We start from the raw sequence: 20,710 nt of genomic DNA, 5'->3' as shown, positions 1-20,710 counted from the left end.
AGTATTGATAATTAATCAATGATCATTAATCAATAATCATTTATATAGAATGAAAGACAAAAAAAGAGCGATGGGACGTGGTTTGGGAGCAATTCTGAGTGCAGAATCCAAAGCTACGGTCAATACGGCAACAGATGCAGGAGCAGAAAACTTTGTAGGAAACATTATGGAGGTTTCCATTGAAGATATTTATCCGAATCCTACGCAGCCAAGAACTTATTTTGACGAAAAAGCATTAAACGAGCTTGCGCAGTCTATCAAAAATTTAGGGGTTATTCAGCCTATTACTTTGAGAAAAGACGGTGAAAAGTTTGAGATTATTTCTGGGGAAAGACGTTACAGAGCAAGTAAAATTGCGGGGCTTACGACTGTTCCCGCATACATACGTTTGGTTAATGATCAGGAGCTTTTAGAAATGGCTCTTGTAGAAAATATTCAGCGTGAAGATCTTGATGCTATCGAGATCGCATTGACGTATCACCGACTTTTGGAAGAAATTGGTCTTACCCAGGAAAATCTGAGCCAGAGAGTTGGAAAAGACAGAAGTACGATTACAAACTCAATTAGATTATTGAGGTTAAGTCCGGATATTCAGAATGCCATCAGAAGCGGAGAGATTTCTGCGGGTCACGGAAGGGCAATCATCAGTTTGGAAAACGAAGAGCATCAGCAGACCTTATTCGAGTTAATTATAAAAGAAAAACTGAATGTTCGTCAGTCTGAACAAGCTGCAGCTGCCATAAAAAATCCGAAAACTCCCGCTGCAAAAAGAGCAAAAGCAGAGCTTTCTAACAATTACAAAAGAGCCCAGAAAACAATTGCAGATATTCTTGACGTAAAAGTTGAAATAAAAACAACCGGTACCGGCAAAAAAGGCAAAATTGTTTTAGACTTTAAAAATGAAGATGAGCTGGAATATATTCTTTCTCATATTAAATAAATGAAAAACGTACTTTTTACTTTTTTCCTTCTTTTTTCAGGGTTGATTTTTTCACAGATCAATCCGAGAGACACCGTCAGGTTAGAGCATTATGCTACAGACAGTATTCCGGCTGCAAAACCGCAGGCTCCTGCAGAAGTAATACAAAAAATAGAAAAGGCAAACGCTCCTGCATCCATATTAAAAGTAAAAAAACTTAATCCTACGAAAGCGGGTCTTTATTCGGCTGTTCTTCCGGGATTGGGTCAGGTTTACAACAAAAAATACTGGAAAGTTCCCATTGTTTGGGGAGCGGTAGGAACGGGTGTGGGAATAGCGATCTGGAACCAGAATCGTTATAAAGAATACCGTGAATATTATATTGCAAAACTGAACGGTACACCCAACGAATTTCTTACGCAATATCCGAACTTGGACGCCACTGCATTGGGAAATGCACAAGACCGCTCAAAGAGACAAAGAGATTATGCCATTGCCATTACAGGTTTAATTTATATTTTAAATATTGTTGATGCTGTCGTAGATGCCCATTTGTATGAGGGGCGTAAAGATCCGGATCTTACACTGGCACCGGCAGTAATCTATGACGATTATAATATGAACCCTCCCAAAACAGGTTTGGCTTTGAGTTTTAGATTTTAAATTAATAATAAAGAGAAATAACTATTTATATATATGAAAATAGCATTAGTTGGATACGGGAGAATGGGGAAGATCATTGATGAGATTGCCTTGAAAAGAGGTCATGATGTAGTTGCCCGGTTAAAAGAAGCTCCGACTGCTGAAAACCTTAATAATCCGGATGTTGTCATCGAATTTTCTCTTCCTGAAGTAGCTTTTAAAAACATTAAAGCTTGTCTTGAAAACAAAATCCCGGTAATCAGCGGAACAACAGGCTGGCTTGAAAGAAAACCCGAAATTGAAAATATTGCAGTTCAGAATGAAACTGCATTTTTATATGGTTCAAACTTCAGTTTAGGAGTGAATTTATTTTTTGCTTTAAACGAAAAGTTGGCAGATTTAATGAAAAATGTAGATGAATATACTTGTCAGTTGGAAGAAATTCATCACATTCATAAACTGGATGCTCCGAGCGGAACAGCCATTTCTATTGCAGAAGGAATTATTAAAAATAATCCAAAATTCGAAGCATGGAAACTGGAAGATACTCAGGATAAGCAATTGGGTATTTTTGCCATTCGTGAGGATGAAGTTCCGGGAACACATTCTGTGTATTACAGAAGTGAAGTCGACGAGATTGAAATCAAACATACTGCACACAACAGAAACGGCTTTGCTTTAGGAGCGGTAGTTGCTGCAGAGTGGATCAAAGACAAAAAAGGAAACTTTACAATGAAAGACGTTTTAGGGCTTTAGAATTGTAACAAAATCCCTACATTGCAAACTAATACGAGTGAATGATGAAATGTCAGTAGTGAATCTGTTATCATTTATCAATCATCATTAATCATTTATATATAGATTTAGGCACAAAAATTTATGAATTATTTTTTAACGTACACAGTTTATGTTCTCATTTTATCTGTATTGATGGGGATTTCCACATGGAAACTGTTCAAGAAATTAGGGTACAGTCCGCTGTTTGCATTTATCCCTTTCTATAATTATTTCATCATACTTAAAGAAACGAAGCACCCGAAGTGGTGGGCAATTTTATCATATTTACCGATTGTTGGTCCTATTATGATGAGTGTTTTTCATCTGTATTTAATGAAAAAATTCGGAAAAAATCTTTTCAAAGATCAGTTGTTGACTGTGATTTTGCCGTTTATCTATATGGCAACGGTAAATTACTCTAAAGATGCCGAGATTGAAGATGAAAATGATTTGTATCTTACAGAAGAAGAGAAAAGCGCAAAAAAGAAAGATACCTTTATGGGGTCGATTACTTTTGCGGTTGTTTTCGCAACAATCATTCACGTTTTTGTAACGCAGCCTTTCGGGATTCCTACTGGATCTATGGAAAGGACTTTATTGGTTGGAGATTTCTTATTTGTAAATAAATGGAGCTATGGTTATAGACTACCAATGCGTCCGGTTGCCATTCCTTTTTTACAGGGAACAATTATGGATACAGGAAAACCAGGAAACCCTAAAGATGATCCTAAATCTTATGTTGAAGGAATAAAATTACCTTATCAAAGAATTTTCCAGTTCAGTAAGCCTCAGAAAAACGAAATAGTTGTTTTCAATTATCCTCAGGATTCTGTACACACGGCGATTGATAGAAAAGACCCTTATGTAAAAAGATTGGTGGCTGTTGCTGGAGACACTTTTGAGATGAGAAACGGTAGACTTTTCGTGAACGGAAAACCGGAAACGGTTTTAGGAGATCAGGAAGTTCAGCACAGATACATTGTCAATACAGGAAGTCAGCTTGATATACCGTCTTTATACAACACATTCGGTTTTTTACCGGTACAGGAAATTCCAAACGGAAACGGATTTATCTATGCTTTTCAGGGTTTAACTGATAAAACAGCTGCTGAAATCAAAAAACTTCCGCAAGTTATTGATATGAAGGAAGACGTTCAGCCTAAAGGAGAATCCGCAGTTTCTTACAGAGATGAGGCAAGAACAAAAATTGATACAACACAATCTATTTTCCCGATTAACAGTGGTTGGAATCAGGATCAATACGGTCCGCTTAAAATTCCTAAGAAAGGAGATGTTGTAGCACTAAATGAGAAAACTTTACCCGAATATCAGTGGATCATTTCTCAATACGAACATAATAAGCTGGAAAATAAAAACGGAAAAATTTTCATCAACGGAAAAGAAACCAGTCAATATACCATTCAGCAGGATTATTACATGATGGTGGGAGACAACAGAGATGCTTCTTTGGATGCGAGATTCTTTGGTTTTGTTCCTGAAGAAAATATCGTTGGAAAGCCGATGTTTACATGGATGAGTTTACAGGGAGCTTTTAAAGACCAAAGTTCTACTTATCAGGCTCCGTTCAAAATCCGTTGGGACAGAATGTTTAAAGCAACCAACACGGGTGAAGCCAACAAAACTTCTTACTGGTGGATTGCAGCCATGATTCTGATTCTGTTCTTCGGCTGGGAATACTTCATGAAATTATTCAAAGGAAAGAAAAAAGAAGACGAAATTTAATTCAACTAAAAAAATAAATAAAATGAAGTATTTGAAAAAGTACTTCATTTTTCTATAAAGGACTATGCAAAATATATTATTACCGGTATTTTATTTACCACCTATTTCATGGTTTTCAGAATTTTTAAATGCTGAAAATAAGGTGACCTTCGAGCAATTTGAAAACTTCCCGAAGCAGACCTATAGAAACCGCGCCAATATCTATGGAGCAAACGGTAAACTTTCATTGATCATTCCGATCAATCATAACGGAAACCGTATTTTTAAAGATATTGAAATTTCATACAGAGAAGATTGGCAGACTCTTCACTGGAAATCTATTAAAACAGCCTATCAAAGCTCCCCATATTTTGAGTTTTATGAAGAAAAACTGAAAAAAATATTTGAAACAAAAGAAAAATCTCTTTTAAATTTTAATATAAAAAGCATCAAAATCATTTTGGATATACTGAAAACAGAAAAGGCATACTCTTTGAATGAAGAATATATCAAAAATCCGGAACAGATCGATTTCAGAGACCGATTTTCAGCAAAAAGCCCTACAGACTACGAAATGGCAGAATATTATCAGACCTTTTCCGACAAAATGGGGTTCTTAGCCGACTTGTCGATCTTAGATCTTATCTGTAACAAAGGTCCGGAATCGATGACTTATATTAAAAATATTAAATAATTCTACATGAAAAAGGTATTATTAGCAGCAGTTTTTTTGGCAGGTTTCACCTATTCTTCGGCTCAGGCTGTAGATAAAAGTGAAGATAAAGATTTAATGACGTGGTATCATAAAGACTTTGCTACTACCAAGGTTTATGGGGTAAATACAGAGAATGCCTACAAATTTTTAGAATCTAAAGGTTTAAAGCCGAAGACTGTCGTTGTGGGCGTTTTAGACAGTGGTGTTCAGGTTGATCATCCGGGGTTGGTTAAAAATATGTGGTCAAACCCAAACGAAGTTCCGAACAACGGAAAAGATGATGATGGAAACGGTTATATTGATGATGTTCACGGCTGGAACTTCATAGGCGGTAAAAATGGTGATATTGATATCGATAACATGGAAGTGACTAGAGTTGTTGCCAAATATAAACCGATTTTTGAAGGTGATAATTCTACACAGAATAAAGTCAATCAGGCTAAGATGCCGGAAGAGTTTGCCATGTACATGAAGTCTAAAGAGCTTTTTACGAAAAAAAGTATTGATGCAAGACAGGGCTTTCAGCGTTATACAATGATTAATGATGCGATTCCTGTAATGGTAAGTATCATGGGAGGAAAACCTCTGACTGCTGAAACGGTTAAAAATAAAAAGCCATCTACTCAACAAGAAGCTATTGCGCTGGAAATCTTATCTAATATAGCCGGAAGCCCTGAGTTTGCAGGAAAACCAGCTGCTGAAGTTGAAACAAAACTAAAAGAAGAAATGAAAGGCGCATTGGAACATTTCGGACCAATGGCAAAACAGTATGATCTTAGCTATGATCCGAGAGCTGAAATCGTTGGTGATCATTATGATGATTATTCTGAAAAAATCTATGGAAACAATCATTATGAAGGCCCCGATGCGACTCACGGAACTCACGTTGCAGGTATTATTGCCGGATTGCCACAAGGAAAAGAGATTCAGTATGGTGTTGCCTCAAAAGTTGCAAAAATCATGACGGTAAGAACGGTTCCGAATGGTGATGAGAGAGATAAAGATGTTGCTAATGCCATCAGATATGCTGTAGACAATGGAGCAAAAATTTTAAATATGAGTTTCGGGAAGCCTGTTTCTCCTGGAAAAAATGTAGTTTGGGATGCATTCAAATATGCTGAAGATAAAGGTGTTCTTTTGGTAAAGGCTGCCGGAAATGAGAATGAAGATGTTGCTGAACATTTGGCCTATCCTACCAATTTTAAAAATATCTCAGATGCTGCGCCATTTGTAAATAACGTAATGGTTGTAGGTGCAAGTACTAACAAAAACGATGCACTGAGGGCTGATTTCTCCAATTACAATAAAAAAATGGTGAACGTTTTTGCTCCTGGTGAAGAAATTTATTCTACGGTTACAAAAAGCGGCTATGAATATCTTCAGGGAACCTCAATGGCATCACCGGTTGCAGCGGGAGCAGCAGCTGTTTTATTAGCATATATGCCGAATCTGAAACCAGCCCAGATCATTGAATCTTTAGTAAAAACAAGTAATTTGAGTACCGCAAATGAATTCGGTGAAAAATCTCAGGCAGGTGGTGTTATTGATGTGAAAAAAGCAGCAGAATATGCTTACAATAATTTCTATGACGGAAAATCGAGCACTTCAAAACCAAAATCAATAAAAAAAGCAAGACCAGCTAAGAAATCTGTAAAGAGATAATAATCAGACAGATTGAGTATTTAATAAACGAATCCTGATTTTGTCAGGATTTTTTATTTTAAAAATAATTAATATTTGGCATGATTTTTTGTGGTATCTTTAATGTTAAAATAATAAAACTACAATATGAAAAAGCTACTACTTGCAGGTATAGTGGGAACCTCACTTTTTGCGGTGTCTTGTTCCACAGTTCAAAAGGCTAAGGATGCACAGAACGTCAGATCCGAATTTCTGAAAATGAAAGGAGACTGGCAGATTGTAAGTATTGATTATGATAAACAATACAAAATCAAACCTTTTGATGAAGGTGCCGATGCACAATGTTTCGTAGGAAGTCACTGGAGATTCATTCCGAATAATTACTCAGGATCTTATACACTAAATGGCGGAGGTTCTTGCCCAAGCGTTATCCAAGCCATCAAAGCAGATATTAAAGGAGATACTTTTACATTTAAAAAAATTGCTGAAGGCACAAAAGCAAAACAAAATACAGCTGGTTATACTTTAAGAGTTATTAATAATTCTACTGATCAGTTTTCTTTAGAACAAAATGTTCCTTTCGAAGGAAACTCAATCCGAGTGGTTTACAATTTCGAAAGAACGGGGATGGATTACACAAGATAATTAAAAAAATATTTGAAAATGAAATTTAACAAAACATATATCAGCGCATTATTCTTATCATCAGCTTTATTATTAACAAGCTGTGAAGCAGTACAGAATTCTAATCATCAGCAAAGAGGTACCGCAGTAGGGGTTGCTTCAGGAGCGGTTATTGGTGGTGTACTTGGAAATAATGTGGGAAAAGGTAAGAATGCTGCTTTAGGAGCTGTTTTAGGGGGTATTATCGGTGGTGTTGCAGGTAATGTTATCGGCAGTAAAATGGATAAGCAGGCTAAAGATATTAAAGAAACTTTACCTGGAGCAGAGGTTGAAAGAGTAGGTGACGGTATCAAAATTACAATGAATGAAAGCATTGTAACATTTGCCTTCGATTCTTCAGATCTTACGTCAGTAGCAAAAGCTAATCTGGATAAATTAGCTCAGGTTCTGGTTGATAATCCTGACACAAATATCAATGTTTATGGTCACACCGATAGCAAAGGTGCGGATGATTATAACCAAAAGCTATCAGAAAGAAGAGCAAATTCTGTGAAATCTTATTTGGTTTCTAAAGGAATTGCTTCCAGTAGATTGTTTGCTTTAGGCGAAGGAGAATCGATGCCGGTTGCAACAAATGATACTGAAGCAGGTAGAGCTAAAAACAGAAGAGTAGAATTTGCTATTACAGCAAATGAGAAAATGATTAACGACGCACAGCAGGGTCAGTAATCATTTAACATATAAATATTGTTTAAAAAACCGCTCCAGCGGTTTTTTTTGTATTTTTATAGCTGATTTATTTTTTGAAAATCGTTATTTTTGCAATCGAAACCAGATAAATGAAAAAATATTTAAAACTACTTCGTGTAGAACAGTGGGTGAAAAATCTATTTGTTTTTGTTCCTCTATTTTTCTCAGGTAATGTAAAAAATTTAGATTTACTTACTAAAAGTATTTTTGCATTCATTATATTCTCTTTAGCTGCGGGTGTTGTCTATATTCTGAATGATTACAACGACATCGAGGCAGACCGCAAGCATCCCGAAAAAAGAAGGCGCCCGCTTGCCAGTGGAGCTGTTTCAAAATCTACGGCCATCAGCATTTTGGTTGGATTAGTGATTATAAATATTTTGCTGACATTGTTTGCTCATTTTTACCTTCAGACTTCTATCTGGAAATTTGCGTGCATCATTGTATTTTATTTTCTGATGAATCTTGCTTATACTTTTAAATTAAAGCATGTTCCGATCATCGATATTTTTATCATTGCAATAGGTTTTGTTCTTCGTGTTCAGGCAGGAGGCTATATTACAGGAATTTTTATTTCTCAGTGGGCAATATTGTTAACCTTTGTCTTGGCATTGGTTTTAGCAATCGGTAAAAGAAGAGGTGAACTGATCAATGCACAGGTTTCCGGGAAAACAAGAAGAGCTTTAGACGGTTACAATGTACAGTTTGCCGATATTACATTGTCGATTTCGGTTACCTTGGCGATTGTTTGTTACTTAATGTTTACGCTTTCTCCGGAAGTTCAGTTGAAGTCACATTCAAGCATTTTCTATACGGTTATTTTTGTAGTTTTTGCATTTCTAAGGTATTTGCAGCAGACCCTGGTTTACAACCGTACCGAATCTCCCACCAAAATTTTGTACAGAGATCGTTATATTCAGATTACTTTGGTATTGTGGGTTGTATCATTTTTAATTCTGATTTACTTTAAGGAAAGTATTCACCAGTTTAATTTGCTGTAAATTATGAAACCGAATTTTATACAAAAAGTAACAAATTGGGGTAATTTTCCTATTGTGGAAAAAGAAATGAAGTCAGAAGACAGCTATAAGAAGATCAAAGAATTTGTACTGAATCATAATGAAGTTATTGCAAGAGGAAACGGAAGGTGCTACGGCGACTCGTCTTTAGGCGAAAGTATTTTTTCAACTAAAAAATTAAATAAATTCATCAGTTTCGACCGATTAAATGGAATTATTGAATGCGAATCGGGGGTTCTTTTGTCAGATGTTTTGGAAGTTTCTGTTCCGCAGGGATATTTCCTTTATGTCACTCCGGGAACTAAATTCATCTCCGTAGGTGGTGCTATTGCTTCCGACGTTCATGGGAAAAACCATCATGCAGAAGGATGCTTTTCCGAATATGTTATTGATTTTAAATTAATGATAGAGCACGGGGAGATTATTAATTGCTCTCGACAGGAGAATTCAGAGAAATTTTGGGCAACAATTGGCGGAATGGGTCTGACTGGAATTATTCTTTCAGCAAGATTTAAACTGAAAAATATAGAAACTGCATATATTCGCCAGGAAAGCACAAAAGCGGAAAATCTTGATGAAATATTCAGGCTTTTCGAAGAAAGTGAAAGCTGGACGTACACTGTTGCATGGATCGATTGCCTTCAAAAAGGTAAAAATATAGGAAGAAGCATTCTGATGAAGGGTGAGCACGCCTTTGCTCATGAACTTCCCAAGAAATTTTCAGAAAATCCTTTAAGGCTGAAAAAGAAATTCTCGCCAACAGTTCCGTTTTACTTTCCCAACTTTGTGTTGAATAGACTGACGGTAAAGATTTTCAACTGGCTGTATTATAAAAAGCAGACTCAAAAAGAGGTTAAAAATTTTGTAGATTATGATACATTCTTTTATCCACTGGATTTTGTAAATGACTGGAATAAAATTTACGGAAAAGCAGGATTTATTCAGTATCAGATGATGATTCCTAAAGCATCTGGCAAGGAAGGAATGAAAAGAATCCTTGAGACCATTGCCGATAATGGAAATGCTTCATTTTTAGCCGTTTTAAAATTATATGGCAAAGAAAATCCTCAGGCTTACAATTCTTTCCCTTTTGAAGGATATTCACTGGCTCTGGATTTTAAAGTAAATTCAAAACTAAAAAAACTCGTAGAAAAGCTGGATGCGATTGTAGAAGAATACAACGGGAAGATCTATTTAACGAAAGACAGCATGAGCAAATCTTCGTTGACAGATTACCTGAAGAATGTAGAAAGTTCAAAATTTGTCTCTTTGCAGCACAAAAGAATCTTAAATAACAAGTAAAATGATAGTTCTCGGAAGTACATCTGAAGTGGCACAGGCTTTTGTGGAAAAGGCATTGCAGGAAGGCGAAAAATATGAAAAAATCTATCTTTTCACATCACATAAAGAAGCAACAGAACGTTTTGCGAAACATATCGATGTGAAATTTCTGCAGCTTTCGGAGGTAATAGAGCTCGATTTAACTAAAACAATCAACTATTCTGAATTCGAAAATATTAATTCAAATCTGTTGTTTTGTGCGACCGGTTATTTGGGAGAAGGCACGGAAGAAGGTTTGTATGATAATAAAAATACAGAAAGAATTATCGATATTAATTATTCAAAATTAGTTCCTGTAATTAATTATTTTGCGCAGAAATTTGAAAGTAAAAGATCGGGAGCCATTATTGGACTTTCGTCTGTTGCTGGTGATCGCGGAAGGCAGAGCAATTTCATTTACGGAAGTGCAAAAGCTGCATTTACGGCATATTTGAGTGGACTCAGAAATTATCTTTTTGAAAAGAAAGTTCATGTTTTGACAGTCAAGCCCGGCTTTATGGCAACAAAAATGACAGAAGGTTTACCATTAAATCCAAAATTAACAGCAACTCCGAAACAGGCGGCAGAATGTATTTATAAAGCTTTCAAAAAACAAAAGAATGTCGCATACGTTTTGCCGATTTGGGGCATTATCATGTTGATCATCAGAAATATTCCTGAGTTTATATTTAAAAAACTGAAGCTTTAGAAAAAATAATCAAAATATCTTTACGACCTTTGCGTTAATATTAAAAAACGGAAAATAGAATGAAAAAATTGTATTGTTTTGATTTTGACGGAACTATTACTTATAAAGATACGATGTTTATGTATCTTAAATTTTACAATCCCTCAAAATTCCGTGTGCAGTTTTTGAAGCATATTCCGTTGTTCATCCTTTTAAAATTAAAGCTCGCCGAAACGGAAAAAGTAAAGAAAAGCTTCATAGGATCAATCCTGAAAGGGCAACCACAGATTAAAATAGAAGAAAAAGCACGGCAATTTTTTGAAGAAAATTATCCGAAGATTGTACGGGAGAATGCTTTAGATTTTATTTCTAATATGGATCGCGAAAATACAAAAAGTCTTATGGTAACTGCCTCTCTGGATATCTGGACCAAACCTTTTGCTGAAAAACTTCAAATGCAGCTCGTTTCTACAAGAGCGGAGTTTAGTAATGGTATTTTTACAGGAAATTTTATAGGTAAAAATTGCAACGGAAAAGAAAAACTGGTAAGAATTAAGCAGGAAATTTCTGATGACAAGTACGATAAAATCATAGCTTTCGGCGATACTTCAAGTGATAGACCAATGCTTAAATGGGCAAATGAAGGTCATTACCAATTTTTTCATTAATTTTGGAAGATTAATAAATGTAAAATGAACAGACTGCTAATTTTGTGCTTTGCAATCATCATGAGTTGTACAGTCACTACTGCACAAAAAACAGGAAATATGCAGAACACAAGTGAAATTCTTGCTTCGCAATCAAACGGTGGAGCGGAGCAAGCAGGTTTTAAAATTATAAACAATCAGAAAGAACTTGAAAAGGAAATCACTGATAAATTTGCTTCTGCCGGCATGCAACCTGTCATGGATATTCCTGTTTTTCCGAATGATAAAAAAGTTGTTTTATATAATTTGGGAAGATTCAGATCAGGTGAACATACGATCAGAGAAATAAAAAGCCTTTCCGTAAAAAATAATGTATTGTATGTGGAAGTTCCTGTGTATGAATCAGGAGGAATGGAAATTCAGGCGCTTTCGAATCCTTGGTTCATTTTCTCGGTTCCATCCAGTTATAAATTCACATCGGTACAATTAAATCCTACAAAATAAGAAATGAATAAAATATATTTAGATAATGCTGCAACCACGCCGCTTTCAGAAGAAGTAATCGACGCAATGGTTGAAACCATGAAAGTGAATTTCGGGAATCCTTCTTCTACGCACAGTTTCGGACAGGAAGCTAAAATTGCGATAGAGAATGTGAGAAGGCAAATTGCAGATTATCTACATGTAACTCCGGCAGAGATTATCTTTACTTCTTGTGGTACAGAGTCCAACAATATGATTATCAAATCATGTGTTGAACATCTTGGCGTAGAAAGGATCATCAGTTCGCCGATGGAACATAAATGCGTTTCTGAGAGCATTCTGGATATGAAAAACAGAAAAGGAGTTGAAGTTGTTTACATTCGGCCCAATGAGAAAGGGGATATTGATTTAGCAAAATTAGAAGAGCTGCTTAAGAATTCAGATAAAAAGACATTGGTAAGCTTAATGCATGCCAATAATGAAATCGGTAATATCGTTGATATCAAAAAAATAGCGCAAATCTGCAAAGAAAATAATGCGCTTTTCCATTCAGATACAGTTCAGACCATGGCGCACATGAATCTTGATTTGTCAGATATTCCTGTAGATTTTGCATCTTGCAGTGCCCATAAATTTCATGGTCCTAAAGGAATTGGTTTTGCATTTATCAGAAAAGCTACCGGATTAAAAGGGATTATTACAGGCGGACCTCAGGAAAGAAGTTTGAGAGCAGGAACTGAAAATGTTGCTGGTATTGCCGGTTTGGGCAAAGCTTTAGAACTTTCGTTAAACAATATGGAAGCTTATACTCAACACATACAAAATATCAAACAGTATGCAATTGAAAGAATAGCAGAAGAAATTCCAGGAGTGAAATTTAATGGAAGAAGTTCAGAAGCTGAAAACAGTTTGTATACAGTGGTAAGCCTTTTGCTTCCTTATAAAAATCCTTTGATCGGATTACAGCTTGATATGAAAGGAATAGCTGTTTCGCAGGGAAGTGCATGTTCATCAGGTGCTTCAAAACCTTCAATGGTCATGATGATGATTTTATCTGAAGATGAGATGGATCATTGCACTCCTTTGAGAGTATCTTTCAGCCATATGACTACCAAAAATGATATTGATTCATTAGTAAATGCCTTAAAAGAAATTTCTAAAGACTTCGTTATAGAAAATACAAATGTTGAGCATAGATAGGCTTTTCATTTTAAAGTGGTAATTTTGAATAAGAAAATAAAGAAGAGTATTAATAATAATTAAAAGATATAAAAAATGGCTTTAGAAATTACAGACAGCTCGTTTCAGGAAACGGTTTTAAAATCAGACAAACCGGTGTTGGTTGACTTTTGGGCAGTATGGTGCGGACCGTGCAGAACTTTAGGACCGATCATCGAAGAAGTTGCAACAGATTTTGAAGGTAAAGCTGTGGTAGGAAAAGTAGATGTAGACAACAACCAGGAGATTTCTATGCAATACGGAATCAGAAATATCCCTACAGTTCTTATTTTCAAGAATGGTGAGGTAGTTGATAAATTGGTTGGTGTAGCTCCGAAAGAGGTAATCGCTGAGAAATTAAGCGCACACTTATAAAAAATTATTTTGATAATGAATGCTTTCCAATTTGGGAAGCATTTTTTATTTCTAAAGGTTTGCGAAATTGCTAAAAAGTTGTATTTTTGCAATCACAATAACGGAAGATAATTCTGAAGTTGTAAAAAGATCCGGTAGTTCAGCCGGTTAGAATGCCGCCCTGTCACGGCGGAGGTCGCGGGTTCGAGTCCCGTCCGGATCGCAAAAAAGCAGTAAATCTTATTTTACTGCTTTTTTTATTCTCAATTTTCTTTAAATTTTTCTGAAAGTGCATTTATTTTTAATTGTTTAACAAGAAAAATGACTTCTCATTTAACATAATATTCTCTAATTGTTGATTTTTTACTTTACTATATTTTAAAAAAAAATCAATTAATTTGAATCTTATTTAATTGATTTGTAGTTTTTTATTTTTATGCTTCTGATTATATTCAGGAACATGATTTCCGAAATTATTCTAACATCCGAAAAGTTCACCATACTTTAAGATTCTTAATTTTTCATATTTGTACTGTTAACTAATTAATACAAATCATTATGTCAAAACACGATGTGAAAGGGAAAGTGATCCTTATTGCCGGAGGAGGTAAAAACCTTGGCGGATTATTAAGCAGAGATTTTGCTGCTAAAGGTGCAAAATTAGCGATTCATTACAACAGTGAGAGCTCAAGAGCAGAAAGCGAAAAAACTTTGGCTGATGTTCAGGCTCTTGGTGCAGAAGCATTTTTGTTTCAGGCTGACCTTACGAAAGTTGAAAACATTACTAAATTCTTCGATGAAACCATCAGCAAGTTCGGAACTATTGATATCGCCATCAATACGGTTGGGATGGTATTGAAAAAGCCTTTTACCGAAACTACAGAGAAAGAATACGATACAATGTCTGATATCAACTCGAAGGTAGCCTATTTCTTCCTGCAGGAAGCCGGGAAAAAAGTAGCTGACCACGGGAAAATTTGCACGATTGTAACGTCTCTTCTTGCGGCTTACACAGGGCTTTACTCGACTTATGCGGGAATGAAAGCGCCTGTTGAGCATTTCACAAGAGCGGCTTCTAAAGAATTCGGGGCGAGAGGTATCTCTGTAACAGCAGTTGCACCCGGACCAATGGATACCCCATTTTTCTATGGCCAGGAAGCTGACGATGCTGTAGCTTATCACAAGTCTGCTTCTGCATTAGGTGGTCTTACCGACATCAAAGATATTGCTCCATTGGTAGAGTTTTTAGTAACTGACGGATGGTGGATCACTGGTCAGACTATTTTCGCTAACGGCGGATACACGACGAGGTAATAGAGTATTCATAAGCTCTTTCAAAGTTGGGAATTGGAAAAGCTTCAATTCCCAATTTTTATTTTATGGAGATCAGCGAAGCTAAATTATTGCTACCAGAATTAACCTCAACCCAGCCTGAAATATGGGCAGACTTAGGTTGTGGAAGCGGAACTTTTACTTATGCTTTAGCCGAAAAATTATCAAGGGAAAGTAAAATATTTGCCGTTGACAGAATCCGACAAAAATTTTCAGGACGATATGACCAGGCAAAGATTGATTTCATACAAGCTGATTTTGAAAATGATGATTTGAATATTTCTTCTCTGGATGGGGTTCTTTTAGCCAATGCCCTGCATTTTGTAAAAGATAAAGCAAGATTAATTCAAAAGCTGGAAGGATATTTTGAGCAAGGAAATGGAAAATGGATTATTGTAGAATATGATCATTCGCTTCCGAACCAGTGGGAGCCCTATCCAATTCCTTTTGTTCAGTTGAAGTTGTTATTCAGTCAATTTGGTTATTCAAAAATTGAAAAAATAGGCGAAAGAAAGTCTGTTTTTGGCGGAACAATGTATTCGGCTTTCATTACTAAAACTTAAAAAAATTAATTACGATGATACTTAAAATTATAAATGGAATTCTGATTCTGGTTGCCGTTTTTATGGGCTTCAAACAAGGATATGCTATGTTTTCCGGAAAGCCTGAAATGATGGAGATGTTCGGAAAATGGGGTTTTGGAAAAACCGGACTGATGATTAACGGAGCTGTTACTATTCTTGCAGCAGTATTAATACTTTTTCCAAAAACTTTTGTCTGGGGAAATTTTCTGATGGCAGCGGGAATTTTGCTGATTATCTGTTTTCATTTATTAGATAAAGACTTCAAAGGTGTAATGGTTGAGCTTCCATTTCTGCTGCTTAATCTGTTGATTATATATCTTCAGCATCCTTTAAAGAGTGCTTAATTAATGATTCTAAAAACACAAATGATGAGAAAAATATTATTTGCAAACTTTTCAGCATTGGTGCTGTGTTCTGTAACGGCCTGCGCACAGACTAAAACAGAAAAAATACAAAAGATATCTGAAACTAAACATTTAACCCTTAAAAAAACACAACAAACTATGGAATTATCAAAAATCACCAACCCAACAGTTAATGCTGCAATGACAGCTTGGCAAAACGGCGACAGCAAAACTTTCTTATCTTATTTTACAGCCAATCCTACGATGACGGATGATGGCAGCCCGAGAAGTTTTCAGGGATTTGTAAAGGAAGCCTGTGGCGAAGAGAAGTTTCTGACGATAGACTCTGTAGAAAATGACGGAAAAGATATTACCGGAAATTTCAAGGCTGGAAAATGGGGAACTTTCAAGGTTTTCTTCAAATTTCATCAGAATTCTGATGGCAAATTCGACCGTTTGGACATTGGTCAGGCAAAACCTTAAAAATATAAAGCTAGCAAAGCAAAAAATTATTATCATTGTGTAAGAATAAACACATTAAATGCATCACTCTTTACTTCTTATTTTAGGACTGTTGTTTTCAGTTTTCTTGCTGGTTATGCTGGCTCAGCGTATCAGAATTGCTTATCCTATTTTTCTTGTTATTGCAGGTTTGGGAATCAGTTTTCTACCGGGTGTTCCACATATCAGCTTAAATCCTGATTTAATTTTTTTGATTTTCTTACCACCTTTGTTATATGAAGCAGCATGGTACACTTCATGGACTGATTTCTGGAAATGGAAAAGACCCATTGCTTTATTAGCATTTGGTCTGGTGTTTTTCACATCAACGATTGTGGCGTATTTTACTTCATCATTTATCCCCGGATTTACGCTTGCTTTAGGGTTTTTGTTAGGTGGAATCGTTTCTCCACCCGATGCAGTTGCAGCAGCTACCGTTTTGAAAGGAATGGGAGTTCCAAAAAGATTAATGACCATTTTGGAAGGGGAGAGTCTGGTAAATGATGCATCTTCACTGATTGTATTTAAATTTGCTTTACTTGCGGTAATTACCGGAACTTTTTCTATGCAGGAAGCAACAGGACAGTTTTTCTGGGTTGCAGGTATGGGAATTGTTGTGGGACTTATTGGAGCACATATTATGTATGTTATTCATAGGTTTTTACCAACTACTCCGGCAATTGACGCAGCGCTAACGGTAATGACTCCTTATATTTTATTTCTTGCGGCAGAGCAGTTTCATTTTTCAGGTGTAATGGCAGTCGTTACAGGGGGATTGTTTATTTCATGGCGTTCTCATGAAATTTTTCAGACCGGAAGTACAAGATTGAATATGCTTGGAGTCTGGACAACCTTAATTTTTGTAATGAATGCTCTTGTTTTTGTATTAATCGGATTGGAGCTTCCTGAAATTGTAGCGGCTTTAGGTAATTACTCCGTTTGGCAAGGTGTGAAATATGGAGCAATTGTTAGTTTAATTGTTATTTTGTTAAGATTTCTGTGGGTTTTTCCATCGGCACATATTCCGAGATGGTTTAGTGCGAAAGCCAGACAAGATCCATCTCCGGGTTGGAAAGGTCCGGTCGTTATAAGTTGGGCAGGAATGAGAGGAGTGGTTTCCTTAGCAACAGCACTTTCTATTCCGTTGTATCTTGATGATAAAGGAACACTTTTTCCTGAACGAAATCTGATCATCTTCATCACTTTTGTCGTGATATTTATCACTTTGGTTTTTCAAGGATTGACGTTGCCTTTTATTATTAAATTAATCAGGTTAAAAGAGATCGATAATGTTGTTCCTGAAGAAGAGCAACAGACAGGAATTCAGTTGATTTTAGACAATACAGCACTGAAGTTAGTGAATGAAAAATATTCTTCAGAAATTGAAGAGAATGAACTGATTACTTTTTATAAATCCAATTTAGAATCTGATATTATTTTGGCTAATAAACGTCTCGAATCTTTGGAATGTGATGAAACCGAACATCAGGAAATTGAAAGATACCATCATGTTTTACTGGATATTTATTCAATTCAGAGAAAAGAATTGTTCAGAATGAGAAAAGAAAAGCTGTTTTCAGACGAAGAAATTCGCAAGGCTGAACTTCAGTTGGATTTAAATGAATTAAAAATTACCGGAGCCGGACATTAATTTAGCGACAATATGAATACAAACTCCCATTATAAACTAAAACACTTTATCCCGTGGACGCGTACCAAGATCTATAAAATGTTGATTTTAAGTATTGTTCCTACCCTTATTTTTTATTTTCTGGAATGGAGCTGGCTTGCCATTCCGTGGGTTCCCGTTGCATTGCTCGGTACAGCAACCGCTTTCATTTCCGGTTTTAAAAATACGCAGACCTACAACCGGACCTGGGAAGCGAGACAGATCTATGGCGCCATTATCAACAGCAGCCGTGCTTTGGGAATTATGGTTAAAGATTTTGTTCGAAGCGATGATAAAGCAAGAGAATCTGCACTTCATAAGGAAATAATTTACCGTCACTTTGCATGGTTAACTGCGATGAGATTTCAGCTGAGAGAAACCAAAAGCTGGGAAAATGTGAAAACCAGAAGTTATTACAAAGAATATCTGCAGTATTATAAAGTTCCGGAGTGGGAGACACAACTTCCCGATGAACTGAAGCCTTTTCTTTCTGAATCGGAATTACAATATATTCTATCAACTAAAAACAGAGCCACACAGATTTTGGCAACACAGTCTGAACATCTTAGAAAGCTAAACGAAGAAGGTGTGATTTCAGATTACAATTATGTGGCTTTGGAAAACCAGTTGAAAGATTTGTACGATCAGCAGGGGAAATGTGAGAGGATCAAGAATTTTCCATATCCAAGGCAGTTTACAAGCATTAATTTATATTTTACCAATATGCTGTGCTTTCTGCTTCCTTTTGGCTTTTTAGGGGAGTTCTCAAAAATAACAGAAAAGTTTGGAGAACATATTATCTGGCTAACCATTCCTTTTAGTGTTCTGGTCGGCTGGGTCTTCCTTGTTCTGGAACAGATTGGTGAAAGCACAGAGAATCCTTTTGAAGGAAACCCAAATGATATTCCGATTACGCAGATCAGCAGAAATATTGAAATTGATCTTCGGGAAATGATAGGCGAAACAGATCTTCCACCTGCACTGCAGCCTGTGAACAATATTTTGATGTAACAAAGCTCCAGATTAGAGACTTGTAAATCAATATTAAATAAATTATAAAAAATAATAGAATTGATAATCTGTAATTTATATTTAATTTGAATAAAATTCACTCTTAAAATTTGCAGATAATGAAAAAAGCTATATATTTGCAACCACAATAAACAAGGGTAATACTTTAGAATATTGTAAAAAGATCCGGTAGTTCAGCTGGTTAGAATGCCGCCCTGTCACGGCGGAGGTCGCGGGTTCGAGTCCCGTCCGGATCGCAAAAAGTTTATCAATTACTTTTCAAAAAATTGATCCGGTAGTTCAGCTGGTTAGAATGCCGCCCTGTCACGGCGGAGGTCGCGGGTTCGAGTCCCGTCCGGATCGCAACTATTAATCAAAGTAGTATAAAAACCTTAAAACATATGTTTTAAGGTTTTTTCGTTTTATAGATAATGATAATGGTTTAGTGAACTTGATCCAAAACTTTGAGGCTAAGCAAAAAAGTTTAATCAACCTGAATAGAAAGAAAGTTCTGTCTTTTACTGTTTAGCTTAAATTAAGTCAAGCTATTGATTGGATTAAGGTAACAGTACATTTGAATGTTCTCATTATTTTACTATTTATACACAAATTAGGTTGTATAATAAGTGAAATTAGTTTTCTGATAGACATTCAAACATACCGTCTCCCATGAAAAAAATAAAATGAAAAAACTTAGTTACTCCAAATTGGAAACGTAATACTAATAATACTTTTTCTTCAACCACAAACTAGCCTTTACCAATAAGATAAGCACAGGAACTTCCGCTAATGGTCCTATAACCCCTACGAAAGCCTGCGGAGAATCGATTCCGAAAACTGCGATAGAAACAGCAATTGCCAGTTCAAAATTGTTGCCTGTAGCCGTAAATGCGATGGAAGCATTTTTATCATAAGGGATATTTAGAGATTTATTGATAAAGAAGCTAACAAAAAACATCAGTACAAAATAGATGATCAACGGAACGGCAACTTTTATCACATCCATTGGCAGCTCCAATATTTTGTCTCCTTTCAGACTAAACATTATTACGATAGTAAGTAGTAAAGCATACAATGTGATTGGTGAAATTCTTGGAACAAATTTTCTGTTATACCATTCTATACCTTTTGATTTGATAAGATAGTAACGACTTAGAAAGCCTGCCAAAAATGGAATCCCTAAATAAATCAGTACGCTTTTGGTAACATCTTTCATTGATACGGTTACATTGAAGTTAGCTAATCCTAATTTACCTGGCAATATATTGATGAACAGCCAAACTAAAAAGCTGTAAGAAACCACCTGAAAGATACTATTCAATGCAACCAGCATAGCGGTATATTCTCTGTTGGCTTTTGCCAGATCACTCCAGACAATCACCATTGCAATACATCTCGCCAAACCTATGAGTATCAATCCTGTCATATAATCGGGTTCATTTCGTAAAAACAAAACGGCTAATCCGAACATTAGCACAGTCCCAACAAACCAATTGAGAAATAATGAAAGACCTATTACTTTTTTATCTTTGAATGCTTGAGGTAATAGTGAATAATCAACTTTTGCCAAAGGAGGGTACATCATCAAAATAAGACCAATTGCCAATGGAATATTTGTCGTTCCTACGGACATTGCATTTGTGATTTGTGAAATTGAAGGAAAGAAATATCCTAAGCCTATACCTGCTGCCATTGCAAGGAATATCCATAAGGTAAGGTAGCGGTCAAGAAATTTTAGTTTTGGTTGCAT

The 20,710-nt window shown here is 35.9% G+C and carries 22 protein-coding genes and 3 tRNA genes; 24 read left to right on the top strand and 1 reads right to left on the bottom strand.

Annotated features, from left to right (window positions below; translation table 11 throughout):
- Positions 1-49 precede the first annotated feature (49 nt).
- The 24 genes from ACR1PN_RS13190 to ACR1PN_RS13075 all read left to right on the top strand — a co-directional run bounded on the left by ACR1PN_RS13190 (position 50) and on the right by ACR1PN_RS13075 (position 19,323).
- On the top strand, positions 50-940 hold the full coding sequence (locus ACR1PN_RS13190; protein WP_378181903.1) for a ParB/RepB/Spo0J family partition protein: 891 nt from the start codon (positions 50-52) through the stop codon (positions 938-940).
- Positions 941-1,582 carry a DUF5683 domain-containing protein gene (locus ACR1PN_RS13185; protein ID WP_433980409.1) on the top strand — a complete coding sequence of 214 codons (642 nt, stop codon included), beginning with the start codon at positions 941-943 and terminating at the stop codon, positions 1,580-1,582. It abuts the gene before it with no gap.
- 33 nt (positions 1,583-1,615) lie between these two features.
- Positions 1,616-2,317 carry a 4-hydroxy-tetrahydrodipicolinate reductase gene (gene dapB, locus ACR1PN_RS13180; RefSeq protein ID WP_433980408.1) on the top strand — a complete coding sequence of 234 codons (702 nt, stop codon included), beginning with the start codon at positions 1,616-1,618 and terminating at the stop codon, positions 2,315-2,317.
- A 123-nt stretch (positions 2,318-2,440) separates the two neighbouring features.
- Positions 2,441-4,081 (top strand): signal peptidase I, encoded by a 1,641-nt coding sequence (gene lepB, locus ACR1PN_RS13175; protein ID WP_433980407.1) that lies wholly within the window; start codon positions 2,441-2,443, stop codon positions 4,079-4,081.
- A 64-nt stretch (positions 4,082-4,145) separates the two neighbouring features.
- Positions 4,146-4,754 carry a WbqC family protein gene (locus ACR1PN_RS13170; RefSeq protein WP_433980406.1) on the top strand — a complete coding sequence of 203 codons (609 nt, stop codon included), beginning with the start codon at positions 4,146-4,148 and terminating at the stop codon, positions 4,752-4,754.
- 6 nt (positions 4,755-4,760) lie between these two features.
- A complete protein-coding gene (locus ACR1PN_RS13165; RefSeq protein WP_433980405.1) occupies positions 4,761-6,437 on the top strand; it encodes a S8 family serine peptidase in 1,677 nt (558 codons plus the stop codon).
- 126 nt (positions 6,438-6,563) lie between these two features.
- Positions 6,564-7,061, top strand: coding sequence for a lipocalin family protein (locus ACR1PN_RS13160; protein ID WP_433980404.1), 498 nt, complete (start codon positions 6,564-6,566; stop codon positions 7,059-7,061).
- A gap of 18 nt (positions 7,062-7,079) precedes the next feature.
- On the top strand, positions 7,080-7,769 hold the full coding sequence (locus ACR1PN_RS13155; protein ID WP_378181882.1) for an OmpA family protein: 690 nt from the start codon (positions 7,080-7,082) through the stop codon (positions 7,767-7,769).
- A gap of 110 nt (positions 7,770-7,879) precedes the next feature.
- Positions 7,880-8,791, top strand: coding sequence for a decaprenyl-phosphate phosphoribosyltransferase (locus ACR1PN_RS13150; protein WP_378181879.1), 912 nt, complete (start codon positions 7,880-7,882; stop codon positions 8,789-8,791).
- A gap of 3 nt (positions 8,792-8,794) precedes the next feature.
- Positions 8,795-10,111, top strand: coding sequence for an FAD-binding oxidoreductase (locus ACR1PN_RS13145; protein ID WP_378181876.1), 1,317 nt, complete (start codon positions 8,795-8,797; stop codon positions 10,109-10,111).
- Position 10,112: 1 nt separating this feature from the next.
- Positions 10,113-10,838 (top strand): SDR family NAD(P)-dependent oxidoreductase, encoded by a 726-nt coding sequence (locus ACR1PN_RS13140; protein ID WP_378181873.1) that lies wholly within the window; start codon positions 10,113-10,115, stop codon positions 10,836-10,838.
- A gap of 59 nt (positions 10,839-10,897) precedes the next feature.
- Positions 10,898-11,485 carry an HAD family hydrolase gene (locus tag ACR1PN_RS13135; RefSeq protein ID WP_378181870.1) on the top strand — a complete coding sequence of 196 codons (588 nt, stop codon included), beginning with the start codon at positions 10,898-10,900 and terminating at the stop codon, positions 11,483-11,485.
- 24 nt (positions 11,486-11,509) lie between these two features.
- Positions 11,510-11,968, top strand: coding sequence for a hypothetical protein (locus tag ACR1PN_RS13130; RefSeq protein WP_378181867.1), 459 nt, complete (start codon positions 11,510-11,512; stop codon positions 11,966-11,968).
- 3 nt (positions 11,969-11,971) lie between these two features.
- On the top strand, positions 11,972-13,147 hold the full coding sequence (locus tag ACR1PN_RS13125) for a cysteine desulfurase family protein (RefSeq protein ID WP_433980403.1): 1,176 nt from the start codon (positions 11,972-11,974) through the stop codon (positions 13,145-13,147).
- Positions 13,148-13,222: 75 nt separating this feature from the next.
- Positions 13,223-13,540 carry a thioredoxin gene (gene trxA, locus ACR1PN_RS13120; protein WP_027379107.1) on the top strand — a complete coding sequence of 106 codons (318 nt, stop codon included), beginning with the start codon at positions 13,223-13,225 and terminating at the stop codon, positions 13,538-13,540.
- 128 nt (positions 13,541-13,668) lie between these two features.
- Positions 13,669-13,742, top strand: a tRNA-Asp gene (locus ACR1PN_RS13115).
- Positions 13,743-14,077: 335 nt separating this feature from the next.
- Positions 14,078-14,833 (top strand): SDR family oxidoreductase, encoded by a 756-nt coding sequence (locus ACR1PN_RS13110; RefSeq protein ID WP_120212402.1) that lies wholly within the window; start codon positions 14,078-14,080, stop codon positions 14,831-14,833.
- Positions 14,834-14,898: 65 nt separating this feature from the next.
- Positions 14,899-15,414, top strand: coding sequence for a class I SAM-dependent methyltransferase (locus tag ACR1PN_RS13105; RefSeq protein WP_433980402.1), 516 nt, complete (start codon positions 14,899-14,901; stop codon positions 15,412-15,414).
- Positions 15,415-15,428: 14 nt separating this feature from the next.
- Positions 15,429-15,779 carry a DoxX family protein gene (locus ACR1PN_RS13100; RefSeq protein ID WP_120212400.1) on the top strand — a complete coding sequence of 117 codons (351 nt, stop codon included), beginning with the start codon at positions 15,429-15,431 and terminating at the stop codon, positions 15,777-15,779.
- Positions 15,780-15,803: 24 nt separating this feature from the next.
- Positions 15,804-16,262, top strand: a complete 459-nt coding sequence (locus ACR1PN_RS13095; protein ID WP_433980401.1) for a hypothetical protein — start codon at positions 15,804-15,806, stop codon at positions 16,260-16,262.
- A 58-nt stretch (positions 16,263-16,320) separates the two neighbouring features.
- Positions 16,321-17,931, top strand: coding sequence for a Na+/H+ antiporter (locus ACR1PN_RS13090; RefSeq protein WP_433980400.1), 1,611 nt, complete (start codon positions 16,321-16,323; stop codon positions 17,929-17,931).
- A 12-nt stretch (positions 17,932-17,943) separates the two neighbouring features.
- Positions 17,944-18,960, top strand: coding sequence for a bestrophin family protein (locus tag ACR1PN_RS13085; protein ID WP_433980399.1), 1,017 nt, complete (start codon positions 17,944-17,946; stop codon positions 18,958-18,960).
- Between the two features lie 183 nt (positions 18,961-19,143).
- Positions 19,144-19,217, top strand: a tRNA-Asp gene (locus tag ACR1PN_RS13080).
- A gap of 32 nt (positions 19,218-19,249) precedes the next feature.
- Positions 19,250-19,323 (top strand) — tRNA-Asp (locus ACR1PN_RS13075).
- A 358-nt stretch (positions 19,324-19,681) separates the two neighbouring features.
- Here the strand turns inward: ACR1PN_RS13075 and arsB are convergent.
- Positions 19,682-20,710: an ACR3 family arsenite efflux transporter gene (gene arsB, locus ACR1PN_RS13070; protein WP_433980398.1), complete on the bottom strand. Its 1,029-nt coding sequence runs from the start codon at positions 20,708-20,710 to the stop codon at positions 19,682-19,684.

This window comes from Chryseobacterium sp. RLHN22, from assembly GCF_051011795.1.
In the GTDB taxonomy this organism is placed as follows: Bacteria; Bacteroidota; Bacteroidia; order Flavobacteriales; family Weeksellaceae; genus Chryseobacterium; species Chryseobacterium zhengzhouense.
The sequence above is the reverse complement of the archived record's forward strand: the minus strand, read 5'-3'. Positions and strand labels throughout refer to the sequence as shown.